We start from the raw sequence: 15,886 nt of genomic DNA, 5'->3' as shown, positions 1-15,886 counted from the left end.
TAATGCCTGTTCTCAGGCGGTTTGGGTTTTGGTGCCGGTAACCGAGCGGTAGTTAGCTAGAATACGGTTGGCATCACTGGCGTTCTGGGGGTCGTTGTCGGCACTGTGGGCAGTGACGATGCCGTTTTGGTCGCTGGCATTGGAGGCAAAGACCGAAAGCAGGTCAGCCGCCATTTGTTTGTCGGTGCCGTTGGCAATCAGTTTTTCGGCCATTTGCGGCTGGTTGTAGGTGGTGCAGGCCTTCATGATTTCGGTCACGCGGGTGCGCTCTGCTTCTACGGCTGCCTTGGCATCCGGCCCTTCTTTCTGGATGCTGGCTACCAGCTCAGGGTGCTGAGCTTTCAGGGTGTCCAGAGTCAGGGCGCCAACTTCCAGGGTGCCCTGGGGGTTCTGGGCCTTGATTTCATCGGTCAGGGCTTGAACCAGTTCGGGATGTTTGGCTTTGAGTTCTTCAAGAGTCATAGGATTTTCCTGCTTTGCTTGAGGTGGTTGGGGTTTTGCGGATTGCTTCTGGGCTTGTTGCTGTGCCCGCTGCATGGCGCGGAACAGGTCTTGCGGTGCGGTGCTGGCTGCGGCCTTGACTTCGTTTTGCAGGTTGTCAGCCAAGCCCAGTTCCAGCCATTCTTCTGCTGAAAGCAGAGTGCCTTCACCGCTGGGGCCTTCGATGATTTCTTCGAGGCGGGCTTTTTTGTCTTCACCACACTTGGCCAGGTAGCAGCCCATGATGCCGTCGCTGATGGTGTCCAGGTTGTCGGCCAGTTCACGGAATTGGTTGGCATTGCCCATGGCAAAGGTCCAGGGGTAGTGGATCAGGCCGAAGGTGCCCAGGCTCATGTTGACCTGATCAGCAGCGGAGGTGATGACGCTGGCAATGCTGGAGGCCTGCCCCAGTACATTGACGGTCACCTTGGCTGGATGGGCACGCAGGTAGTTGGCAATGGTCAGGCCATCGGTCACGCTGCCACCGGGGCTGTTCAGGTCGATTTCAATATCATCCAGCTGGCCCAGGGCTTTGAGGGCGTTCATGAATTCGGAGCTGGCAACAGCGGTGTCATCCCACCAGCTGCCTCCAATCTCGCCATCAATAGTGACCAGGGCCTTGCGGGGCTGCTTGGCCTTGGCCTGGACTTTGAGCCAGTGTTTAGGTTGAGGCATTTTCTTCTTCCTCTTCGTTGTTCAGGATGTCGATGGCTTTTTGCAAAGCCCCGTTTTTCTGGGTGATGCGCGGGTCTGAATCCAGTATCAGGCCGTGGTCGTCGGCGCTCTGGTTGCTCTTTTGGATTTCTTCATCCAGTTGCTCCAGGCTCCAGCCGCGCTGCCCTGCTGCTTCTGAGCGGGGGATAAACCCAGCGCGAACTTCCAGCAGGTCTGCGGTGACTTCTTTCAGCGGGTCGACCCAGGCCCATTTGGGAGCGATCCAGTCAATCGCTAGGTATTTTTTGCGGTTGGTCCAGTAGTCCGGCAGGTTGATGGAGCCGCTGACTACGGCAACATCCAGCCATTTGGCGGCAATCTTCCGGCACCACTGGTGTACGATCAGGTGGGCTTGCAGGGCTTCGGCACGGCGGCGGAATTCCAGCAGTCCGGCACGAATGGAGCTGTAGTTGACGCCTTTCAGGTCGTTGGTCAGTTGTTCGTAGGTGATGCCCGCCCCTCTGGCTACGGCCAGCAGTTCAGTGCGCAGCCAGTCGCTGTAGTGGCTGCCGATGTCAGGTGGATCGCTGAACTGTACTTCTTCGCCATCTTCCAGGTAGTGCAGAGCACCAGGTACAAATTCAGTCAGGCCTTCGTCGTCACTTTCGCCATAGGGGTCAGCAGGTAGGCCAAAGTGAGGCCCTTCGTCTTCAGGGTCATGGTCAGGCTTGCGCTTGATAAAGGCTGCGAAAAGCTGGGCCAGTTTCTGACGCGCCAGCAGGGCATCCTGCATTTCATCAATTTCATACAGGCGCACGATGACACTGGATAGCTCCGGCACACCACGTATCTGGCCAGGGCGGGTGCGGCGATACAGGTGGATCACATCATCAGCCGGTACTCGTTTGCGGCGGTTAGTCTGTTGAGCCAGGTATTCATGGGGATGGTGCTGCCAGAGCCAATACGCAGAGCGTTTTCCAATGGCGTTGAATTCAATGCCCATCTTGATCAGCTGCCGGTCAGTCACTGCTGAGTAGGTGGGGTCCAGGTGTTCGGATTCGATCAGTTGCAGCTGCAAGGGCACGGATAAACCATCGCTGGTGCGCCGGTAACGGAATCGACCCAGCACCTCCCCCGCTTCAAACTGGGCACCCGCTGCCAGGCCTTGCAGTCCGTAGAAGCAGTTCACGCCATCGGCATCGCACTCTTGCACCCAGGTTTCCCAAAGCTCCTGAATTTCCTTGTTCTGCCACTGGGGCCGAATACCGGTGCCCACCAGGTTGGAGACATAGGTTTCCTTGGCTCCGGTGGCGTAGGCATTGTTGCGCACGGCATTACGGCTGCGCTTTTGCAGTGCGCCCAGGCTTTGTGAGATACCGGTATTTGGGCCAGCAACCGACATACCCTTCCCACCCATGCGCTTGCGGTTAGAGCCGCCTTCGTAGGCTGAGGCGCGGATGTTTTTGGGCACGAGCTGGCCGCCCCTATGCTCCAGACGGATGCGGGGCTTGCTGATCTTCGGCATGGGTTAAAGACCTTTGGAGGTAAACACCTGACGGGTGCGAGTGCGTCTGCGCTTTGGAAAAAGACTCCGTTTAGCCTCTGCGATCATTCGTTCCAGAAGGTCGCGGTTGGCTGGATTGAACGTCAGGGTCTTTCCGTTGCTGTGTCGAACCTGGGTCACATTCTGGCCGGTGGCCAGATCGATCCGAGCCTGATTCAGTCGGTTTAGATCTTCTTGGGTGTATTTCATAAACCTCGCCCATAAAAAAGCCCACACTTGGCGGGCTGTTTGATTTACAAAAAAATACAAAATAGCTTTCCGAAACCCCGTTGACGTATCAGGGAACTGTGGCAAAAAAATAAAGGTTAGGGACGTCCTAACACCTAAATTTCAACCAACCTATAGGTGAAAAAATGAAACATGGAATCCTTTTTGGAGTTGTCGCTTTTGCACTTCTGATCCTTGCTTTTGTTGGCGATGTCAGCTTTTACGAAATGTTCCACAGCAACAAGGATTAATCAGTAGCAAAGAAGCACCCCGCTCTACTGTGGGGCGCTTCTCCCTAAACCCTTGCCTTTACAGTCTTTCGCTTTCTTTTTTGCCGTGTGGCTCTAACCGGCACCCCAGTGGGGTCGCTCTGCTTTTCCGGATCAAACACCAGCAGGTTTTTATCCCAGTCTTCAGCCCATGGCGGTGGTGCGTCCCAGTTGATGTTCTCGGCCTTGAGCAGGATAAAAAGCGCCAGGTTGTAGACGCAGAGGTCAAAAGCTTCATTGGGCTTTTTGCCGGGCCTTTCCCATTTTCCGGTGGCTGGGTCTCGGATTTCATAGGTCAGTTCTTCAAACCACCAGCGCCCCAGCCATGCCGGGGTGTGCATGTAGCCAGAGCCGGGGTTGTCCCGGTCGATCATGGCGGCAACTTGATCCTTGAGTAGGTTGGTACCCAGAATGTAGAGGGGCACATCACCTCGGGCGCTGCTCTTGCGGTTTTTGCGTTTGGTGTTGTCTGGCCAGGTTTTGCGCACTCGGTTGGCGGTTTTGCTGCTGCCACCCTTGAAGAGATAAACGCGGCCTTGCAGGCCTTCGGGTATCAGGCTGCGGTAGTAGTCGTAGGCCTGACTGGTGACGCTTTCTTCCCCGTCCCCTTCCCCGCCGGTATCTATGCCCAGGGCCAGCACCGGCATTCTGCGTCCGCTGCCATCGGCTAGCTTGTAGCTGCGTTTGAGGACATCGCGGGTCAGCAGTTGCCAGTCTTCCGGCTGGGTTGCCGGGCTGATGGGTCTGGGTGGCTGGTCGTTGTTCGGGCCTCGGTCTTCTTTGATGTTGAAGCGATCCACGACCCACATTTCTCGATTCCTGCCCCAGCCGTGAATCTGCACAACAAAGCGTCGATCCTTGCCGCCCTGCACGTCCACCGAAGCCGTCAGAAAGCGCACCCCTTCGGGAATAGTGCGGCGCTGGACTTGTTCAGCACGATCCATCAGGCGCTGGGGGCTACGGGTCTTTTCCGAGCGCTGGTAGGCGTAGGCCCTGCCCCAGTCGGTGTTGATGACCGTTTTCAGAGTTTCCTGGCTGCCGGTCTGCTGGTAGGTTTCTTCAGCTCGCTTGAGTTTATCGACCAGTGATTGCCAGGTTTGATAAGCCGCTGCAGGGCCTTCCATCCAGAAACTAGCAATGCGGGTGCTTCTGGCTGTTCCTTCCAGTTCGCCATGTTGCGTCAGGCGCTGGCCTTCGGCTACCCAGCGACCCTTGATGTTGAGATCACGCTTGGCCGTGGGGCTGATTTCGGTACCACAATGCGGGCAAAATACTCGCGCCGAATCCAGGTTGAAGTTTTCCTTGTTGGGCATGAACCATTCCCGACAGCCGGTTTCGGGGCATTGCCAGTACCAGCGGCGGCGATCACCTGCGTTATAGAGGTCAAGAATACCGGTAGTGGGTGGTGCCACATGCGGCTGGTCTTCGGGCCTTTCCCAGTCCAGGTCGGTGATTTCCCGACCCGGTGAGGATTCAGCCATGGTCATGCCGGTGCTGCCAAAGGTCTGCGTCCGTTTGCTGGCCAGAGTGAAGGGGTCACCTTCGCCATCGATGTTGTCCGGCAAGCGGTCAAAGTCGGTCAGCAGTACGAACTGAAAGTCCGAGCTGGCCAGCACGTTCTTGGAGGGCCATTTGATGCCCAGGTAGTTGCCGGCACGAAAGGTTTTGTCGTGGACGTTGTTGTCATGGCCCCGAGGGCTGAGCCGGTTCCGGAGCAGCGGGGATTTTTCCAGCATCCGGTCAATGCGCTTCTTGCTGAATTCCCGCGCTTTCTCTTCGGAGATCTGAACAATAAGGCCGTCTGCTGGGTGGTATTCAATCTTGTAGGCAACAAAGCCATCCACCAGCGCATTGGTTTTGCCTGTCCGAGCGGGGCCAACAAAGATCACCGCGTCATACAGCCGAGAGCCCATGCAGTCCAACGGCTCTACCATGTAGGGTGTGGCCTTGGCATCCCAGTCGCGAACAGACCCATCACCACCGACAACCTTCATTACTTCCGCTGCTGCCTGGCTGGCCTGAATGCGGCGCTTGGGCCGGATGATTTCAGCCACATCACGCTTGATCGCTGCTGCGCTGCCGTAACTACTCATCTTCAGGTTCGTCCGCAATAATCGCCTGGAACATCTGATCACGCAGCTGGTCGGTGATGCTCTCAACCTGTTGGATAGCTTCAGGCGGCAAGCCTGCGTCGCGCTCCAACAAATCAGGCAAGGTTTCCAGATAGTTGTCCAGCGCCTTGGCCAGACTGCTCATTTCCCGATGCACTTCCTCAATCGGGACCAGAAGCCGCATTTCCTTTTCCAGCTTTACCCGCTCATTCTCCGACTGGTACCAGGCTTTCCGGTCATTGGGTTCAAAGTCGTCTGGGTCGTTAACCGCTCCATCTGAAGCTGATTTAGAAACACCCCACAAAGCAAAGCCAGCATCCTTCAACCGGTAGACCGGGTGACCACGCTTTTCTCCAGAAGGAATAACACCGGCATCCATCAAGCGCTTTGTGACAGTGCGCCTATCCATCTCAAAAGCTCTGGCAATCTGGCTGACTGACCAGTTAAACGCATCCTCTAACCTGCTCACGTCTGCCATATTCTTTAAGCCCGAAATGTACAAGTCGCACAGGTCTCTATCCCGCGTCACTCCTAGAAATCTGCCCACCTGTGGTGGAGCATATGAAAACCCGAAAATTTCTGTTTATCCGCGAGTTCCACGCCCCCGTGGCAGGCCCGTGAGCTCCGGAAGGACCCGCGATTTTTTTTACAAATCCACACCGTGGCTTGCGATCAACAGCTCACCACGCCTGGCTGCCTTCGAGCTACCACCAACCGTGTAGGTTGCACTCAGCTGCATCATCGGAAACTCTCTAAAGACCTGGCGAATATCCGGGTGGTCATTAATGCTTAGCACCAGGTTGCCCTTTAACCCTCTCATCAAATCGGCCAGCTCTTCATACTGCTCAAAGCCGAAGTCCACACCGTAGCCTTCGGTCTGCCAGTACGGCGGGTCACAATAGAACAAGGTGTGGGGGCGATCGTATTTCTGAAGCACCTTTTGCCAGGGCAGATTCTCCACTGTTGCATTGGTCAACCTGAAGTGAGCTTCAGCCAGATCATTCTCCAGGCTGAACAGGTTAAACCGAGGCCGGGAAGTGGTATCCGTTCCGAAGCTCTGCCCATCTACCTTTCCACCAAAGGCCAGCTTTTGCAGATACAGGAAGCGGCTGGCTCTTTGTATGTCGGTCAAGGCTTCAGGCGGCATGCTCTGCAGCCACTCCCAGTTCTGGCGACTAACCAGCGTCCACTTGAACTGGCTGTAGAGCTCCTCAAGGTGGTGCTTCACAACCCGGTAGAGGTTTACTAACTCACCGTTAATGTCATTAAGGATCTCCGACTTCACCGGTTCCTTCATGAAGAAGAGTGCAGCCGCACCGCAGAAGGGCTCTACGTAACAGCTGTGCTCAGGAAGTCGTGGAAGAATATGCTTTGCCAAACGGCGCTTGCCCCCAATCCAGGGGACGATAGGTTTTGCGGTCATGGGTACTGTATATCCAATCAGTATGATAATATCCGCCTACTTCGTGCACGAGGTGGCGGGCCTTGCTTGAGAAGTGGCCCCATGAACCATTACCACTTCTTGAGGGCTGCTGGTGCGCCAACACCAGCAGTCGCCCGTCTTTTGCTTTTCTAATCTCGCTCCCTGCGTTCCAGCTGCTCTACCCTGTTATCCAGCCGCTGAATTTCTCGGTGGATATGGCTCAGCTCTGAATCCAGCTCCCTGCGGCTAATCTGGTTGCTAAGCTGCTCCTGCAGATGGATGATCTGAGAAGTCATGTAGCTGATACGCTCATCCACACGCGCCTGGTGTTCGATCAGGCTGTTCAAAGAAAAGCCCACCCAGCCCAGTACGCCGGTAATGATAAAGACCGCCACCGTCTGGATATGGCGCTCAGTTGCTGATTTGATCGTCATTTTTTCGGCCACAGGTCTTTAACTTCCGTGCGTTGTGAGTTGGCTGTTTCCACCAGCCGGTGGTATTCGGCAATTAGCTTCAGCAAGTCGCCCTGGGTCAGTGTTGTGGGTGGCAAGTCAGGATGATTCAAAGGTTCCAACAAGTGATCAGGCAATGCCGGTGGCAAAACCTCTTGGTTTTCAATCACTACCCGTGGCTGGGGTGATGAGGTTGCGCACCCAGTCATCAGCACTGACAGGAACAGGATCAGCAGACCAGTCATCCAGCTCCTGATCCTGCTTTTGAAGTTGCTTAAGATTTTCAAGTGTTTGGGCATGGACCACCTCAATAGCCTGGAACCTGGCCTCAGCTGCATTGCGAGCCTGAATCATTTGCGCCAGCTGCTTTTTAGATCTATCTAGCTGCTCTTGCTTACGAACAACCAGACTGCCCAGCTGGCTAACCGCCTCTTGTTCAACCGTCAGGTTCGCTTCAGTGCGGGCCAGTTGGGTTTCAAGCTGGGCCAGGCTGGCTTCATACCAGAGGTAGCCCATGCCCATAATGATGAGGACTGAACCAACCGCAGCCGCCTTGAGCTTCATAGGGCACCCAGTCGCTTCTTGATGTAATAACGCCAGACCGCTGGCACGTAATGCAGTGTCTCGGATGAGTGATGACCAGTGATCTGGGGTAGGCATGCAGCTATCTCCGGGTAAAGTACCGGCATGTCACATGCGCGTTGCGCTGAGAGCAGATTACCCAGGCCAGCGTTGTAGCTGGCCAGTGCCAGTTGCAGCCGGTCCTTCTCCGGGCGCGGGCTGTGCCAGTTATTGCGTAGTCGACCCAGATAAAACGCACCGGCTTCAATGCTGGGCCTTACCATTCTGGGGTTTGCATTGGCCATACCCAACTGGCGACTCACATCAGCCCAAGTGCCAGGCATAAACTGAGTTAACCCTTCAGCTCCCACCGGTGAAACTGCCTTTGGGTTGAAACTGGACTCCTGCCGAATCAGCCCCCAAAGCAACTGCCAATCGGTACCCGGCATCCAGCGCTTCATGGACTGTTCTATGTAAGGGTCGTACCGATCAAAGGGCGAGGCCGATAAGCAAGCAGGCACCCAGAAAACGCATGCCGTTATAAAGAGCAGCAGCTTTCGGATCTGCATAAATCACCTCTTTGATCTCAGAGAAGGGTGTACCGGTAATCCGGTCAAGAAAACGCAGAGTAGCCCACACCAGAAGCACGGCAAAGAGCGCCAGCGCCAGCGTGTGGGCTGTCGAAACAACAAGGATTTCAGTCATGGGAACACCTTCAGACGGGCATAAAAAAGCCCCGACACCGAAGGGTGGCAGGGCTTAGATAGAATTGGTCACAATACGCTTATGGTAGCGCGAAGAACTCAAAAACACAACATCTAGTGGTGTTTAAATTAACAGCCTGTGTTTTTGATCAGCAATTCATTGATGATCTGGGTCGCTGATCGCCCATCTTCCGCCTCCAGGCAAGCCAGTGCTGCGGCAGCTTCCGGCTTCAGTCGCAGCTTATGGATGATCCTGCCCCCTTGGGCCTTTAGGCTCTCATTATGCTTCTGTACTCGATCCGCTACACTGGCCATTTTTCTTTCAACTCCCTCAGGCATCTTGGCCCGAAATCCTGATGCTGATACCAATAGTCGTCCGGCTCTTGTCTCAGGCTGCCTGACAAAACATCGGAATCATGATAGCCGGCCCTAAGAAGGGCAGTTGCCAAGCGATTGCTGAAACCGGCTTCTCGCATCCATTTGGGTGGCGGCGGTGGGTTGCGGCTGGCCTCAGCATTTAGCAGCTGCGTCACCCATTCCTGTAGGGTTTTGCCCTCTCTGGCTGCGCAGGCAACCCAGCGGCCTTTATCCGCTGGGCTGACTTCGATAAACAGCTTACTCATGCTTTCTTATGAGCTTCTGTTTTCTTAAAGAAACCGGCAGTCTGGCCAATCGTCATAGCTGCGCCGCTTGGTGATACGATGTCACCTTCCTCATCAATGGACAAATAGCCCTCAGGCTTTTTTGCCCAACTGTTTATCATGCTATGAATTTTTGAGTTGTTGTTTTCGCAAAAGAACTCACGCATTTTTTCGCCCATGGCTTTTTCTATAGAGTCCATCCATTTCTGCTCATCAATACCCCAAGACTCACAATCTGACTGGTCGGCTTCGGCATCGAAATAAGCCTCCAGCAACTCATCGAGACTGTTTTGGTTGTAGCAAGCTTCGGCAAAAGTGTTGGCTTCAATCATGATGTTTCTCCTCTTATTCCAGGTTCCGCCTGGCCGGTAGGGGCTGCGTTGCCTCCATGTGTTTAATATTAGACCTGTTAGGCTCCTAACGCAAGACTTTTTTAAAACTTTTTTTATGCTGCCTCTTTTTCTTTGGCAGCGATCACTTGCGCCAGCTTTTGCTTGCCTCTTGCCACCCTGTTAGCTAGGGCCTTTTTGTCCATAGCCTCTATCAACCCCGGCTGCTGGTGGTGGATGCGGGTCAGGCTCAGCTCACTGGCCAGTTTTCGCCATACGTCCGGCTGGCATACTTTATCTCTGCTCAGGCGGTTCCGGCCCTGGTGTCCGCGTTGGCTGTAGCTGTCAATCAGTAGCGCTATTTGGGTTCGGGGTTTGAGTTGGCCTATGTAGTAAAGGGCGTCGCGCTCTGCTCGGGTGATTTCGCGGTACATTCTTGCGGCTACCATACTGGGATCTTCTTCACCTGATCCGCCTCCCCCTGGAAGTACACCGGCAAACATAAATGACACCGGAGCCCATCCAGGTGCGTGATAACCCAGCAGGTAATCCACATACAGGCGCACCAGCTCTTCGGCATATTCCTGCAAAGCCGCTTGCTGTCGCTCTTCAGGCCAGTCCGTGCGAAAGGCGTTGATCTTCAGGCGGGTGTACGACATCAGCTAGCCCTTTGTTTTTGCCCACGAATGTAATGCAGCGCCAGCATTGCGCCATCCCGATTGTCTGCGTTACTGCGTCCAGTCCAGCCAGTCAGCTTGTTGAACAGGGCAGCATCTTCCTTGGCCTTCTTAAACCAGCCAGTCAGCGGCCTTTGCATCACCACCTTCACGCCGTGGTACTCGGCCATTTCCTTTATCAGCCTCGCTGTTTGCTTTACCTGCCCCACGTTCTGGCTGATCTTCTGCATAGCGGCCTGATTCGTCTTGCCGCGCTTGAAGGTAGGCCTGATTGCTTCCACATCCTCCAGAACCACCACTGTTCCCTGGCGGCTTTCAAGGCTTTCCATCTGGAACAGCAGCTCAGCAAAGCTCCACATCTTCAGCTCCACCAGCTCCCCGTCTTTGAAAATCCCGATGCCTGACTTCACAGCATCAGGATCAATACCAATCACCCAGCTGCTCATGCCGCTTCCTGTTGTTTCTGTTCGATCAATGCTTTGGCCGCTGCCTTACCCAGATCAGTGCATTCCAGGGCGCCCACATGCTTGCCGGTAACCGGGCACTGGATGCTTTCACCTACGGTCAGCAGTCCGTTATCCAGCAGCGTTTTAGCGCGGCCACAAACCGAGGTCAGGCGAATGCCTGTGATTTCACTCACCTGGTTGCGGGTCAGCTTCCCGGCACCCTGCACACACAAGAGCACTTCCCGCTGCTGGCCCATCAGCTTGCCGCTGAACTCATGTTCGTCCAGGTTATGGCGTTTGATTTCATTGCTGGTCATGACTGGCATAACGTCCTCCGTTCTCATAATCCGCAGCAGCCTGGGCCACTGCCTGGTTGTAACGCTGGTTCAATTCGGCCCCGATCCGGCAGGGGTTGGGGTAAGCCTTGATCAGTTTCGTGTGGTGCAACTGGCATTCAGTGCACTGGCTGTAGTGCTGGTACCAGGCATCACCGGCTTCCTGCAAAGCCGTGGATTGACGAAACCAGGTGCTCAAGGTCTGCATGGCTCACCTACCCCGACGCCCTCTGGCGTTCCTGCTGGCGCTGCTGAACCAATCGATCTATCAGCGAATCCGTAGGCCGACCCTTGCTTTGTAATTTCCGGCTCTGGTCTTCCAGCAGCTGGCGCGGGGTAATGTCCTCACCCATCAGAGCCCGGTTAATCACCGCCTCATAGCTGGCCTGAAATGCCTTGTACTCCCGAGCAATGTCAACACGGCTGGTAGCGTTCCGAATTGCATGCCAACGGTTACCGACAGCTGCTCGAATCGCAGGGCAGCGGATCACCTGGTGCTGGTGGCTGTTGTTACAGACTGTCAGCCAGGCTGACTCAGGCGAAGCAAAACCCAGATCTTCCGGCTGGGGCTTCAAAACACGGGCAATGTCCGGCAGCGAAGGCGGGAAATCACCACCTCGCTCAGCAATGAACGCCTCCAGTCGCTGAAAACACGCGGGGCTGGGTGGGGCGCTCTTGGCCAGCAATTTGAACAGGGTGCGCTTGCTCTCGGTCACCTCCTGAGCCGACTTCCAGCCGGTGTCCCAGGTGCGGGGGTACAAGCGCTGGAGCAAGGCAAAAACCTGACCAATCGCCTGAGTGACCTGCTCAGCAACCGCCGGATCAGGCCGCTCAGTAGAGCCCGTCTGCCCAGCTGGTGTCCTGCCAGTTACCGACGGCTGCATGAACTTCATCCCGGTTGCTAGTGCGGCTGCCTGCTGCATGGTTAAATCCTCGTGCGGTTTGGTAATCGGTGATCGTCAAAGGCCTGCCCAGTCGCTGCCAATCGCGTTGCAACCAGGTGGCTAATCGGGTCGTCCAGCCGGTCGGGGAATATTCCCGCCCAGGGTTCGCCAGCTGGTGATTGCGAAAGGCGTTGACCAGCTCAGGGTCTTGCGCCAGCGCTTCAGCCACCGGAATCGGAATGGCCGAACGGGCCAGAGCAGGAACCAGGGTCGAAACCTGTGGCTCCCAGTCCGGAGTCATCGGCTGGGTTTCAAGATTCGCGGATCGGGGTGGCGGTGCCGGAGGTGGTTCCGGCTGTGGCGAAAAATCTTGTGTGGACGCTGTGAGAGAGTGAGTAGTAGGTTCACATGGTTGTTCAAGGGGTGACACAGCTTTGTCACCCTCCCCCAGACATTTTGTCACCCCTATGGGTGTCAAATTGTCACCCTCGCATGGGGCCGGATAAGGGGTGTCATTTTGTCGGGGTAGGGGCGAAGAATTGTCACCCTCCCCTGGTACCATCATTTCAGCCAGATTTGCATCCAGATTTAAACGGTATAAATTGCTTTGCTGGCGACCGGTCATAGAACGTCTTTCCAACTTTTCTATCAGGCCGAGACTCACAAGCTTGTCGATGTTTCGCTGAATGCTGCGTTCAGAACAACCGCACTCACTCGCCAGGGTCTTCACTGAAGGCCAGCTCACCCCCTCCTGATCCGCCGTATCCCCCAGCAGAACCAATAACAGGCGATGAACCGGCTTCACTTCCGATCCCAGCTTTTTCATGGCGCGTCTGGCCCAGGCTGTCGCTTCCCAGCTCATAGGCGACCCCCAAACTTGAAAAACCATTCAATACTGTACATAATTACAGCCCCTATAGCGTACTTGCATCTTTCAGCGCCCGGTCACTACCCAGGCGCTTTTTTTCGTCTTCAAAAACTCGCTGGTAAGCCTGCTTTGCACCCTCGCAAGGCATCCAACCCAACCCTTCCATCAGCAACAGGCCATCCCGCACCAAGTCAGTCAGCACAGCCTTTAGCCCCGGCCTAGCCCACTGGGTCGCATTGCACATTTCATAAGCCTGCGTGGGCGTGACCGGCTCCCCGGTTGCCATGTACTCAGCAGTCACCAGCGCCAGCACCGCGTGGCGATCTAAAATGGGCTGGGTAGCGGTTTTCTCGTGGCTCATAAATCACCTGTATAAATTGTCAGGGGCTGCTGGTGTCTGTCGGAAAAGCCCAACCAGGGCGATACTGAAAACATCAGGCGGCAGAGCTATCTGCTTCAGCACGAATAAACCGCTCGGGGTAAAGCACATGGATTTCGTTGAGATCACCTTCAAAAACAAAGCAAAGACTTTCAGCTAAAGAAGTTGAGGGCCGCTGAAGTCCACGCTCAATTCTTGAAAGGTTGCCGGTATCGATTGATTCACCAGCAGCCCGGAGACGCTGAACTACATCTGCCAGCTTCCAACCGCGGTTGACCCTGGCCTTTTTGAGTGGAGACATGCTTCTTCACCTTCTGGCTAATTTGTGCTGCCTACAATTCTGCGCATTACGCATATTTATTGCAAGCAGAATTTGCGCATCACGCTTTGCGCTATTTGCAGAAAAGGATGAAGATTCGGATATGAACTACGGAAACCTAATCAGAGCAGCAAGAAAGTCTCGCAAGTGGACGCTTCAGCAAATGGCTGATGAGCTGCACAATCTGGGTGTCGATATAGACACCGGCAACCTGTCGCGGATAGAAACCAACAAACAGGGTGCCAGCAATGAAGTGCTGGACGGCATTCTACGTGCCTTCGGTATCTCTATAGACGATCTGCTCAGCCAGGCAGCCAACCTGCCAAGCGAAGCCAATGTAACTCCCGGACCGGACATAAAAGGATATTGCCCCGTGATCTCTTGGGTACAAGCAGGCGAATGGTCAGAAATTGTCGATATATATTCACCAGGTGTCGCAGAAGAGTGGCTCCCCTGCCCCGGCCCTCACAGCCCCAACACCTTTGTGCTTCGCGTGGCGGGTGAATCCATGTACGACCCTTCCGGCCAGCGCTCTTTCAAGGAAGGCGACCTAATTTTTGTTGACCCAGAAAGGCACGCCAACAATGGCAGCCTGGTTGTCGTCAGACTGGAAGACCACACTGAAGCCACCTTCAAGCAACTGGTCATTGAAGGCGGGCAAAAATACCTGAAAGCCCTCAACCCCAGCTGGCCGAACAGGATCATACCAATCAACGGTAATGCCACTATTTGCGGGGTAGTAAGCTATAAAGTGGAAGTGGTTTAGCAATGAAAAAGTATAGCAGCAAACGAAACCTACTTTACAAGGCAACAAAGCTATCAGAGACTGCCGGATACATAGCAATTGCAACGACAAGTTCAATATATGCAATAAACTTATCTCAGCCGTTTTTATCAAACAGACCTATTGCAACCCATGTAATTGAAAAAGCTCAAGAATTTGGGATCATTGCATACGCATTAGGGCTCTTACTCATAACGCTAGGAGTCATAGGAAGATTACATGGCGACCCGTGGATATGGGGAAAAATAAAATTTATTCTTGATGAGTATCAAGACAGGGCATTCAACAATGACGAAAACGACTCACAAGATCATCACAGAGTAACTCTTTTCAAATTTAAAGAAAAATGTTGGTTTTGTAAAAGATGGAATTGCATATCTTTCTTCTCCAAAGAGTGGGCACATCATTTTAGATCTGATTTTTTAGTTCCGGTGCTACGCTCAGGGCATCAGTCACAAAAAACAAAAACTTCTTTCTTAGTTCCTGACAGCAGTGATGAATGTGAAGGCGTTGCCGGCAAAGCATGGGCAAATGTAAACTCAGTGATAGTACCAAATTTACCGCTTGTTAAAAAGCGAATGAAAAAAAATGATAAAGCAGATTATGCAAACAATACTTATAGCGATCAAAAAATGATTGATCATTACATCAATATTGATAGAAAAATGCCACGATCAATAGCTGCAATTCCAGTGATGGTAAAAAATGAGCCCTGGGGTGTCTTAGTGCTCGACAGTAGACGCCCAGATGGCGTAGATGAAAATTCAGTGCTAAACTTCACATTGACTGTTTCTCTAATCGGACACCTGCTGGAGAAATCATAATGAAAAAACAATGGCATAAGGTTCTTCAAGAGCAGATAAACAAACCAAAAAAGGAAAGCCATGATAAGAGGCATGCAAATGTCACCTTCATGATTTCTCCCTGGGATGTCCCTACCGCAGTCCGCAGCGAGCAAACAGAAGATAAAATAATAATCGAGTTCAAATATATAAGCCCAAAAGAAAAAACAAAAAACGAAAAAAATGGTGCAATAGAGTATACAATTGGAACAAAAAGCAAAAAGATATACAAAATTATTGCTGACAAAAAACTATTACATGAAAACCACGGCGGCAAGCTTAAAATCGTTATAGAAATAAAAGAAAAAGACTCAAAAGAGATAAATAAAGGAAATATTGAAGCAATAACTAATATATTCAAAAACAATGTCTACTCAGATCAAATTCTACACCCTTGCTAAGATACCATACTGACTGAGCAACAGTATTTTCGTAGCTACCTTTCATTAAAGACTAAGCTATATCTATTTTCAATTACCAGTAGCTTCAAGCCGCCTTCGGGCGGTTTTTTTGTGCCTGCACGACCACCCCCCAAAACTTTAGCCTATCCCCAGCCAAAAAATTCACTTTCTGCGCTTGACGCAACTTGATTTATTGCGTAAATTGCAAATCATGTTCTGCGCTATACGCAATTTATGCAGAGCTAACGCTCTTTACACAAAGCAAGATCCCTACCTGGCAGGGCAGTGCCAGGCGGCAGCAGGCCACATCGCCTGTTGACGGACGCAACACACCCCAGCGGGGCACCCATAACAGCAGATGACCTTGGCTGTAGAGAAGCGGCGGCGAACAGCCACCCGCGCCAGCTTCTCTGGGCAGACAGCGATGCCCTGTTGCGTTACGGGCCACCGGCCAAATACGAAAAAGCCCCTGGAGCTACCAGGGGCCATCGGGAAGTGTCTTTCACAAGGGCATTTCACCGATGCATTCACGGCATCATCACCCTCGCCTGGTTCA

Annotated in this window: 24 protein-coding genes; 3 read left to right on the top strand and 21 right to left on the bottom strand. The window is 53.4% G+C overall.

Annotated elements, in window-relative coordinates:
• Positions 1-12: 12 nt before the first annotated feature.
• The 21 genes from BM185_RS01030 to BM185_RS00925 all read right to left on the bottom strand — a co-directional run bounded on the left by BM185_RS01030 (position 13) and on the right by BM185_RS00925 (position 13,285).
• A complete protein-coding gene (locus tag BM185_RS01030; RefSeq protein WP_091957979.1) occupies positions 13-1,155 on the bottom strand; it encodes a head maturation protease, ClpP-related in 1,143 nt (380 codons plus the stop codon).
• On the bottom strand, positions 1,142-2,659 hold the full coding sequence (locus BM185_RS01025) for a phage portal protein (protein ID WP_091957976.1): 1,518 nt from the start codon (positions 2,657-2,659) through the stop codon (positions 1,142-1,144). The genes BM185_RS01030 and BM185_RS01025 overlap by 14 nt, the downstream gene beginning before the upstream one ends.
• 3 nt (positions 2,660-2,662) lie before the next feature.
• Entirely contained in the window at positions 2,663-2,887 is a 225-nt protein-coding gene (gpW, locus tag BM185_RS01020) for a gpW family head-tail joining protein (RefSeq protein WP_091957973.1), read from the bottom strand.
• Positions 2,888-3,200: 313 nt separating this feature from the next.
• Positions 3,201-5,267 carry a phage terminase large subunit family protein gene (locus BM185_RS01015; protein WP_091957970.1) on the bottom strand — a complete coding sequence of 689 codons (2,067 nt, stop codon included), beginning with the start codon at positions 5,265-5,267 and terminating at the stop codon, positions 3,201-3,203.
• The gene (locus BM185_RS01010) at positions 5,260-5,763 is read right to left on the bottom strand and encodes a DUF1441 family protein (RefSeq protein ID WP_091957967.1); all 504 of its coding nucleotides are present in this window, start codon (positions 5,761-5,763) and stop codon (positions 5,260-5,262) included. The genes BM185_RS01015 and BM185_RS01010 overlap by 8 nt, the downstream gene beginning before the upstream one ends.
• 168 nt (positions 5,764-5,931) lie before the next feature.
• Positions 5,932-6,708 (bottom strand): DNA adenine methylase, encoded by a 777-nt coding sequence (locus tag BM185_RS01005; RefSeq protein ID WP_091957963.1) that lies wholly within the window; start codon positions 6,706-6,708, stop codon positions 5,932-5,934.
• A gap of 149 nt (positions 6,709-6,857) precedes the next feature.
• Entirely contained in the window at positions 6,858-7,142 is a 285-nt protein-coding gene (locus BM185_RS01000) for a hypothetical protein (RefSeq protein ID WP_143089459.1), read from the bottom strand.
• The gene (locus BM185_RS00995) at positions 7,139-7,330 is read right to left on the bottom strand and encodes a hypothetical protein (protein ID WP_091957957.1); all 192 of its coding nucleotides are present in this window, start codon (positions 7,328-7,330) and stop codon (positions 7,139-7,141) included. The genes BM185_RS01000 and BM185_RS00995 overlap by 4 nt, the downstream gene beginning before the upstream one ends.
• Positions 7,323-7,724, bottom strand: coding sequence for a hypothetical protein (locus BM185_RS00990; RefSeq protein WP_091957954.1), 402 nt, complete (start codon positions 7,722-7,724; stop codon positions 7,323-7,325). The genes BM185_RS00995 and BM185_RS00990 overlap by 8 nt, the downstream gene beginning before the upstream one ends.
• Positions 7,721-8,182, bottom strand: a complete 462-nt coding sequence (locus tag BM185_RS00985) for a transglycosylase SLT domain-containing protein (protein ID WP_245751644.1) — start codon at positions 8,180-8,182, stop codon at positions 7,721-7,723. Before BM185_RS00985 ends, BM185_RS00990 begins: the two co-directional genes overlap by 4 nt.
• A gap of 28 nt (positions 8,183-8,210) precedes the next feature.
• Positions 8,211-8,426 carry a hypothetical protein gene (locus BM185_RS00980; protein WP_091957952.1) on the bottom strand — a complete coding sequence of 72 codons (216 nt, stop codon included), beginning with the start codon at positions 8,424-8,426 and terminating at the stop codon, positions 8,211-8,213.
• A gap of 301 nt (positions 8,427-8,727) precedes the next feature.
• Positions 8,728-9,048 carry a hypothetical protein gene (locus tag BM185_RS00970; protein ID WP_091957947.1) on the bottom strand — a complete coding sequence of 107 codons (321 nt, stop codon included), beginning with the start codon at positions 9,046-9,048 and terminating at the stop codon, positions 8,728-8,730.
• Positions 9,045-9,398: a hypothetical protein gene (locus BM185_RS00965; protein ID WP_091957945.1), complete on the bottom strand. Its 354-nt coding sequence runs from the start codon at positions 9,396-9,398 to the stop codon at positions 9,045-9,047. Before BM185_RS00965 ends, BM185_RS00970 begins: the two co-directional genes overlap by 4 nt.
• 113 nt (positions 9,399-9,511) lie before the next feature.
• A complete protein-coding gene (locus BM185_RS00960) occupies positions 9,512-10,054 on the bottom strand; it encodes a hypothetical protein (protein ID WP_091957942.1) in 543 nt (180 codons plus the stop codon).
• Complete coding sequence (locus BM185_RS00955) at positions 10,054-10,518, bottom strand: hypothetical protein (protein ID WP_091957940.1); 465 nt, start codon at positions 10,516-10,518, stop codon at positions 10,054-10,056. The genes BM185_RS00960 and BM185_RS00955 overlap by 1 nt, the downstream gene beginning before the upstream one ends.
• On the bottom strand, positions 10,515-10,844 hold the full coding sequence (locus BM185_RS00950) for a hypothetical protein (RefSeq protein ID WP_091957937.1): 330 nt from the start codon (positions 10,842-10,844) through the stop codon (positions 10,515-10,517). The genes BM185_RS00955 and BM185_RS00950 overlap by 4 nt, the downstream gene beginning before the upstream one ends.
• Positions 10,822-11,061, bottom strand: coding sequence for a hypothetical protein (locus BM185_RS00945; protein WP_091957935.1), 240 nt, complete (start codon positions 11,059-11,061; stop codon positions 10,822-10,824). The genes BM185_RS00950 and BM185_RS00945 overlap by 23 nt, the downstream gene beginning before the upstream one ends.
• Before the next feature lie 7 nt (positions 11,062-11,068).
• Complete coding sequence (locus BM185_RS00940; protein WP_091957932.1) at positions 11,069-11,737, bottom strand: hypothetical protein; 669 nt, start codon at positions 11,735-11,737, stop codon at positions 11,069-11,071.
• On the bottom strand, positions 11,685-12,599 hold the full coding sequence (locus tag BM185_RS00935; RefSeq protein WP_177203428.1) for a helix-turn-helix domain-containing protein: 915 nt from the start codon (positions 12,597-12,599) through the stop codon (positions 11,685-11,687). The genes BM185_RS00940 and BM185_RS00935 overlap by 53 nt, the downstream gene beginning before the upstream one ends.
• 52 nt (positions 12,600-12,651) lie before the next feature.
• Entirely contained in the window at positions 12,652-12,966 is a 315-nt protein-coding gene (locus tag BM185_RS00930) for a hypothetical protein (RefSeq protein ID WP_091957927.1), read from the bottom strand.
• 73 nt (positions 12,967-13,039) lie between these two features.
• A complete protein-coding gene (locus tag BM185_RS00925) occupies positions 13,040-13,285 on the bottom strand; it encodes a helix-turn-helix domain-containing protein (RefSeq protein WP_091957924.1) in 246 nt (81 codons plus the stop codon).
• A gap of 121 nt (positions 13,286-13,406) precedes the next feature.
• On the opposite strand from BM185_RS00925, the gene BM185_RS00920 reads away from it, so the two are divergent.
• From BM185_RS00920 to BM185_RS00910, 3 genes are read left to right on the top strand one after another with little or no spacing between them, the layout of a single operon-like run.
• On the top strand, positions 13,407-14,069 hold the full coding sequence (locus BM185_RS00920) for a helix-turn-helix domain-containing protein (RefSeq protein WP_177203427.1): 663 nt from the start codon (positions 13,407-13,409) through the stop codon (positions 14,067-14,069).
• A gap of 2 nt (positions 14,070-14,071) precedes the next feature.
• Positions 14,072-14,911 (top strand): GAF domain-containing protein, encoded by an 840-nt coding sequence (locus tag BM185_RS00915; protein ID WP_091957920.1) that lies wholly within the window; start codon positions 14,072-14,074, stop codon positions 14,909-14,911.
• Positions 14,911-15,330 (top strand): hypothetical protein, encoded by a 420-nt coding sequence (locus tag BM185_RS00910; protein WP_091957917.1) that lies wholly within the window; start codon positions 14,911-14,913, stop codon positions 15,328-15,330. The genes BM185_RS00915 and BM185_RS00910 overlap by 1 nt, the downstream gene beginning before the upstream one ends.
• The last annotated feature ends 556 nt before the right edge of the window (positions 15,331-15,886 follow it).

Source organism: Marinospirillum celere, assembly GCF_900112235.1.
Lineage (GTDB): Bacteria > Pseudomonadota > Gammaproteobacteria > Pseudomonadales > Halomonadaceae > Marinospirillum > Marinospirillum celere.
Note: the sequence above shows the minus strand (reverse complement) of the source record. Positions and strands in the feature narration are given on the sequence as shown.

Bases quoted from the DNA above. Each gene is read 5' to 3' on its own strand.
- BM185_RS00950 (WP_091957937.1), bottom strand. From the start codon at position 10,844: ATGCCAGTCATGACCAGCAATGAAATCAAACGCCATAACCTGGACGAA.
- BM185_RS00970 (WP_091957947.1), bottom strand. From the start codon at position 9,048: ATGAGTAAGCTGTTTATCGAAGTCAGCCCAGCGGATAAAGGCCGCTGG.
- BM185_RS00980 (WP_091957952.1), bottom strand. From the start codon at position 8,426: ATGACTGAAATCCTTGTTGTTTCGACAGCCCACACGCTGGCGCTGGCG.
- BM185_RS01025 (WP_091957976.1), bottom strand. From the start codon at position 2,659: ATGCCGAAGATCAGCAAGCCCCGCATCCGTCTGGAGCATAGGGGCGGC.
- BM185_RS00920 (WP_177203427.1), top strand. From the start codon at position 13,407: ATGAACTACGGAAACCTAATCAGAGCAGCAAGAAAGTCTCGCAAGTGG.
- BM185_RS00960 (WP_091957942.1), bottom strand. From the start codon at position 10,054: ATGTCGTACACCCGCCTGAAGATCAACGCCTTTCGCACGGACTGGCCT.
- BM185_RS00965 (WP_091957945.1), bottom strand. From the start codon at position 9,398: ATGATTGAAGCCAACACTTTTGCCGAAGCTTGCTACAACCAAAACAGT.
- BM185_RS00935 (WP_177203428.1), bottom strand. From the start codon at position 12,599: ATGAGCTGGGAAGCGACAGCCTGGGCCAGACGCGCCATGAAAAAGCTG.
- BM185_RS01030 (WP_091957979.1), bottom strand. From the start codon at position 1,155: ATGCCTCAACCTAAACACTGGCTCAAAGTCCAGGCCAAGGCCAAGCAG.
- BM185_RS00915 (WP_091957920.1), top strand. From the start codon at position 14,072: ATGAAAAAGTATAGCAGCAAACGAAACCTACTTTACAAGGCAACAAAG.
- BM185_RS00955 (WP_091957940.1), bottom strand. From the start codon at position 10,518: ATGAGCAGCTGGGTGATTGGTATTGATCCTGATGCTGTGAAGTCAGGC.
- BM185_RS00930 (WP_091957927.1), bottom strand. From the start codon at position 12,966: ATGAGCCACGAGAAAACCGCTACCCAGCCCATTTTAGATCGCCACGCG.
- BM185_RS01005 (WP_091957963.1), bottom strand. From the start codon at position 6,708: ATGACCGCAAAACCTATCGTCCCCTGGATTGGGGGCAAGCGCCGTTTG.
- BM185_RS01010 (WP_091957967.1), bottom strand. From the start codon at position 5,763: ATGGCAGACGTGAGCAGGTTAGAGGATGCGTTTAACTGGTCAGTCAGC.
- gpW (WP_091957973.1), bottom strand. From the start codon at position 2,887: ATGAAATACACCCAAGAAGATCTAAACCGACTGAATCAGGCTCGGATC.
- BM185_RS00910 (WP_091957917.1), top strand. From the start codon at position 14,911: ATGAAAAAACAATGGCATAAGGTTCTTCAAGAGCAGATAAACAAACCA.
- BM185_RS00925 (WP_091957924.1), bottom strand. From the start codon at position 13,285: ATGTCTCCACTCAAAAAGGCCAGGGTCAACCGCGGTTGGAAGCTGGCA.
- BM185_RS01000 (WP_143089459.1), bottom strand. From the start codon at position 7,142: ATGACGATCAAATCAGCAACTGAGCGCCATATCCAGACGGTGGCGGTC.
- BM185_RS00940 (WP_091957932.1), bottom strand. From the start codon at position 11,737: ATGCAGCCGTCGGTAACTGGCAGGACACCAGCTGGGCAGACGGGCTCT.
- BM185_RS01015 (WP_091957970.1), bottom strand. From the start codon at position 5,267: ATGAGTAGTTACGGCAGCGCAGCAGCGATCAAGCGTGATGTGGCTGAA.
- BM185_RS00985 (WP_245751644.1), bottom strand. From the start codon at position 8,182: ATGAAGCGCTGGATGCCGGGTACCGATTGGCAGTTGCTTTGGGGGCTG.
- BM185_RS00990 (WP_091957954.1), bottom strand. From the start codon at position 7,724: ATGAAGCTCAAGGCGGCTGCGGTTGGTTCAGTCCTCATCATTATGGGC.
- BM185_RS00945 (WP_091957935.1), bottom strand. From the start codon at position 11,061: ATGCAGACCTTGAGCACCTGGTTTCGTCAATCCACGGCTTTGCAGGAA.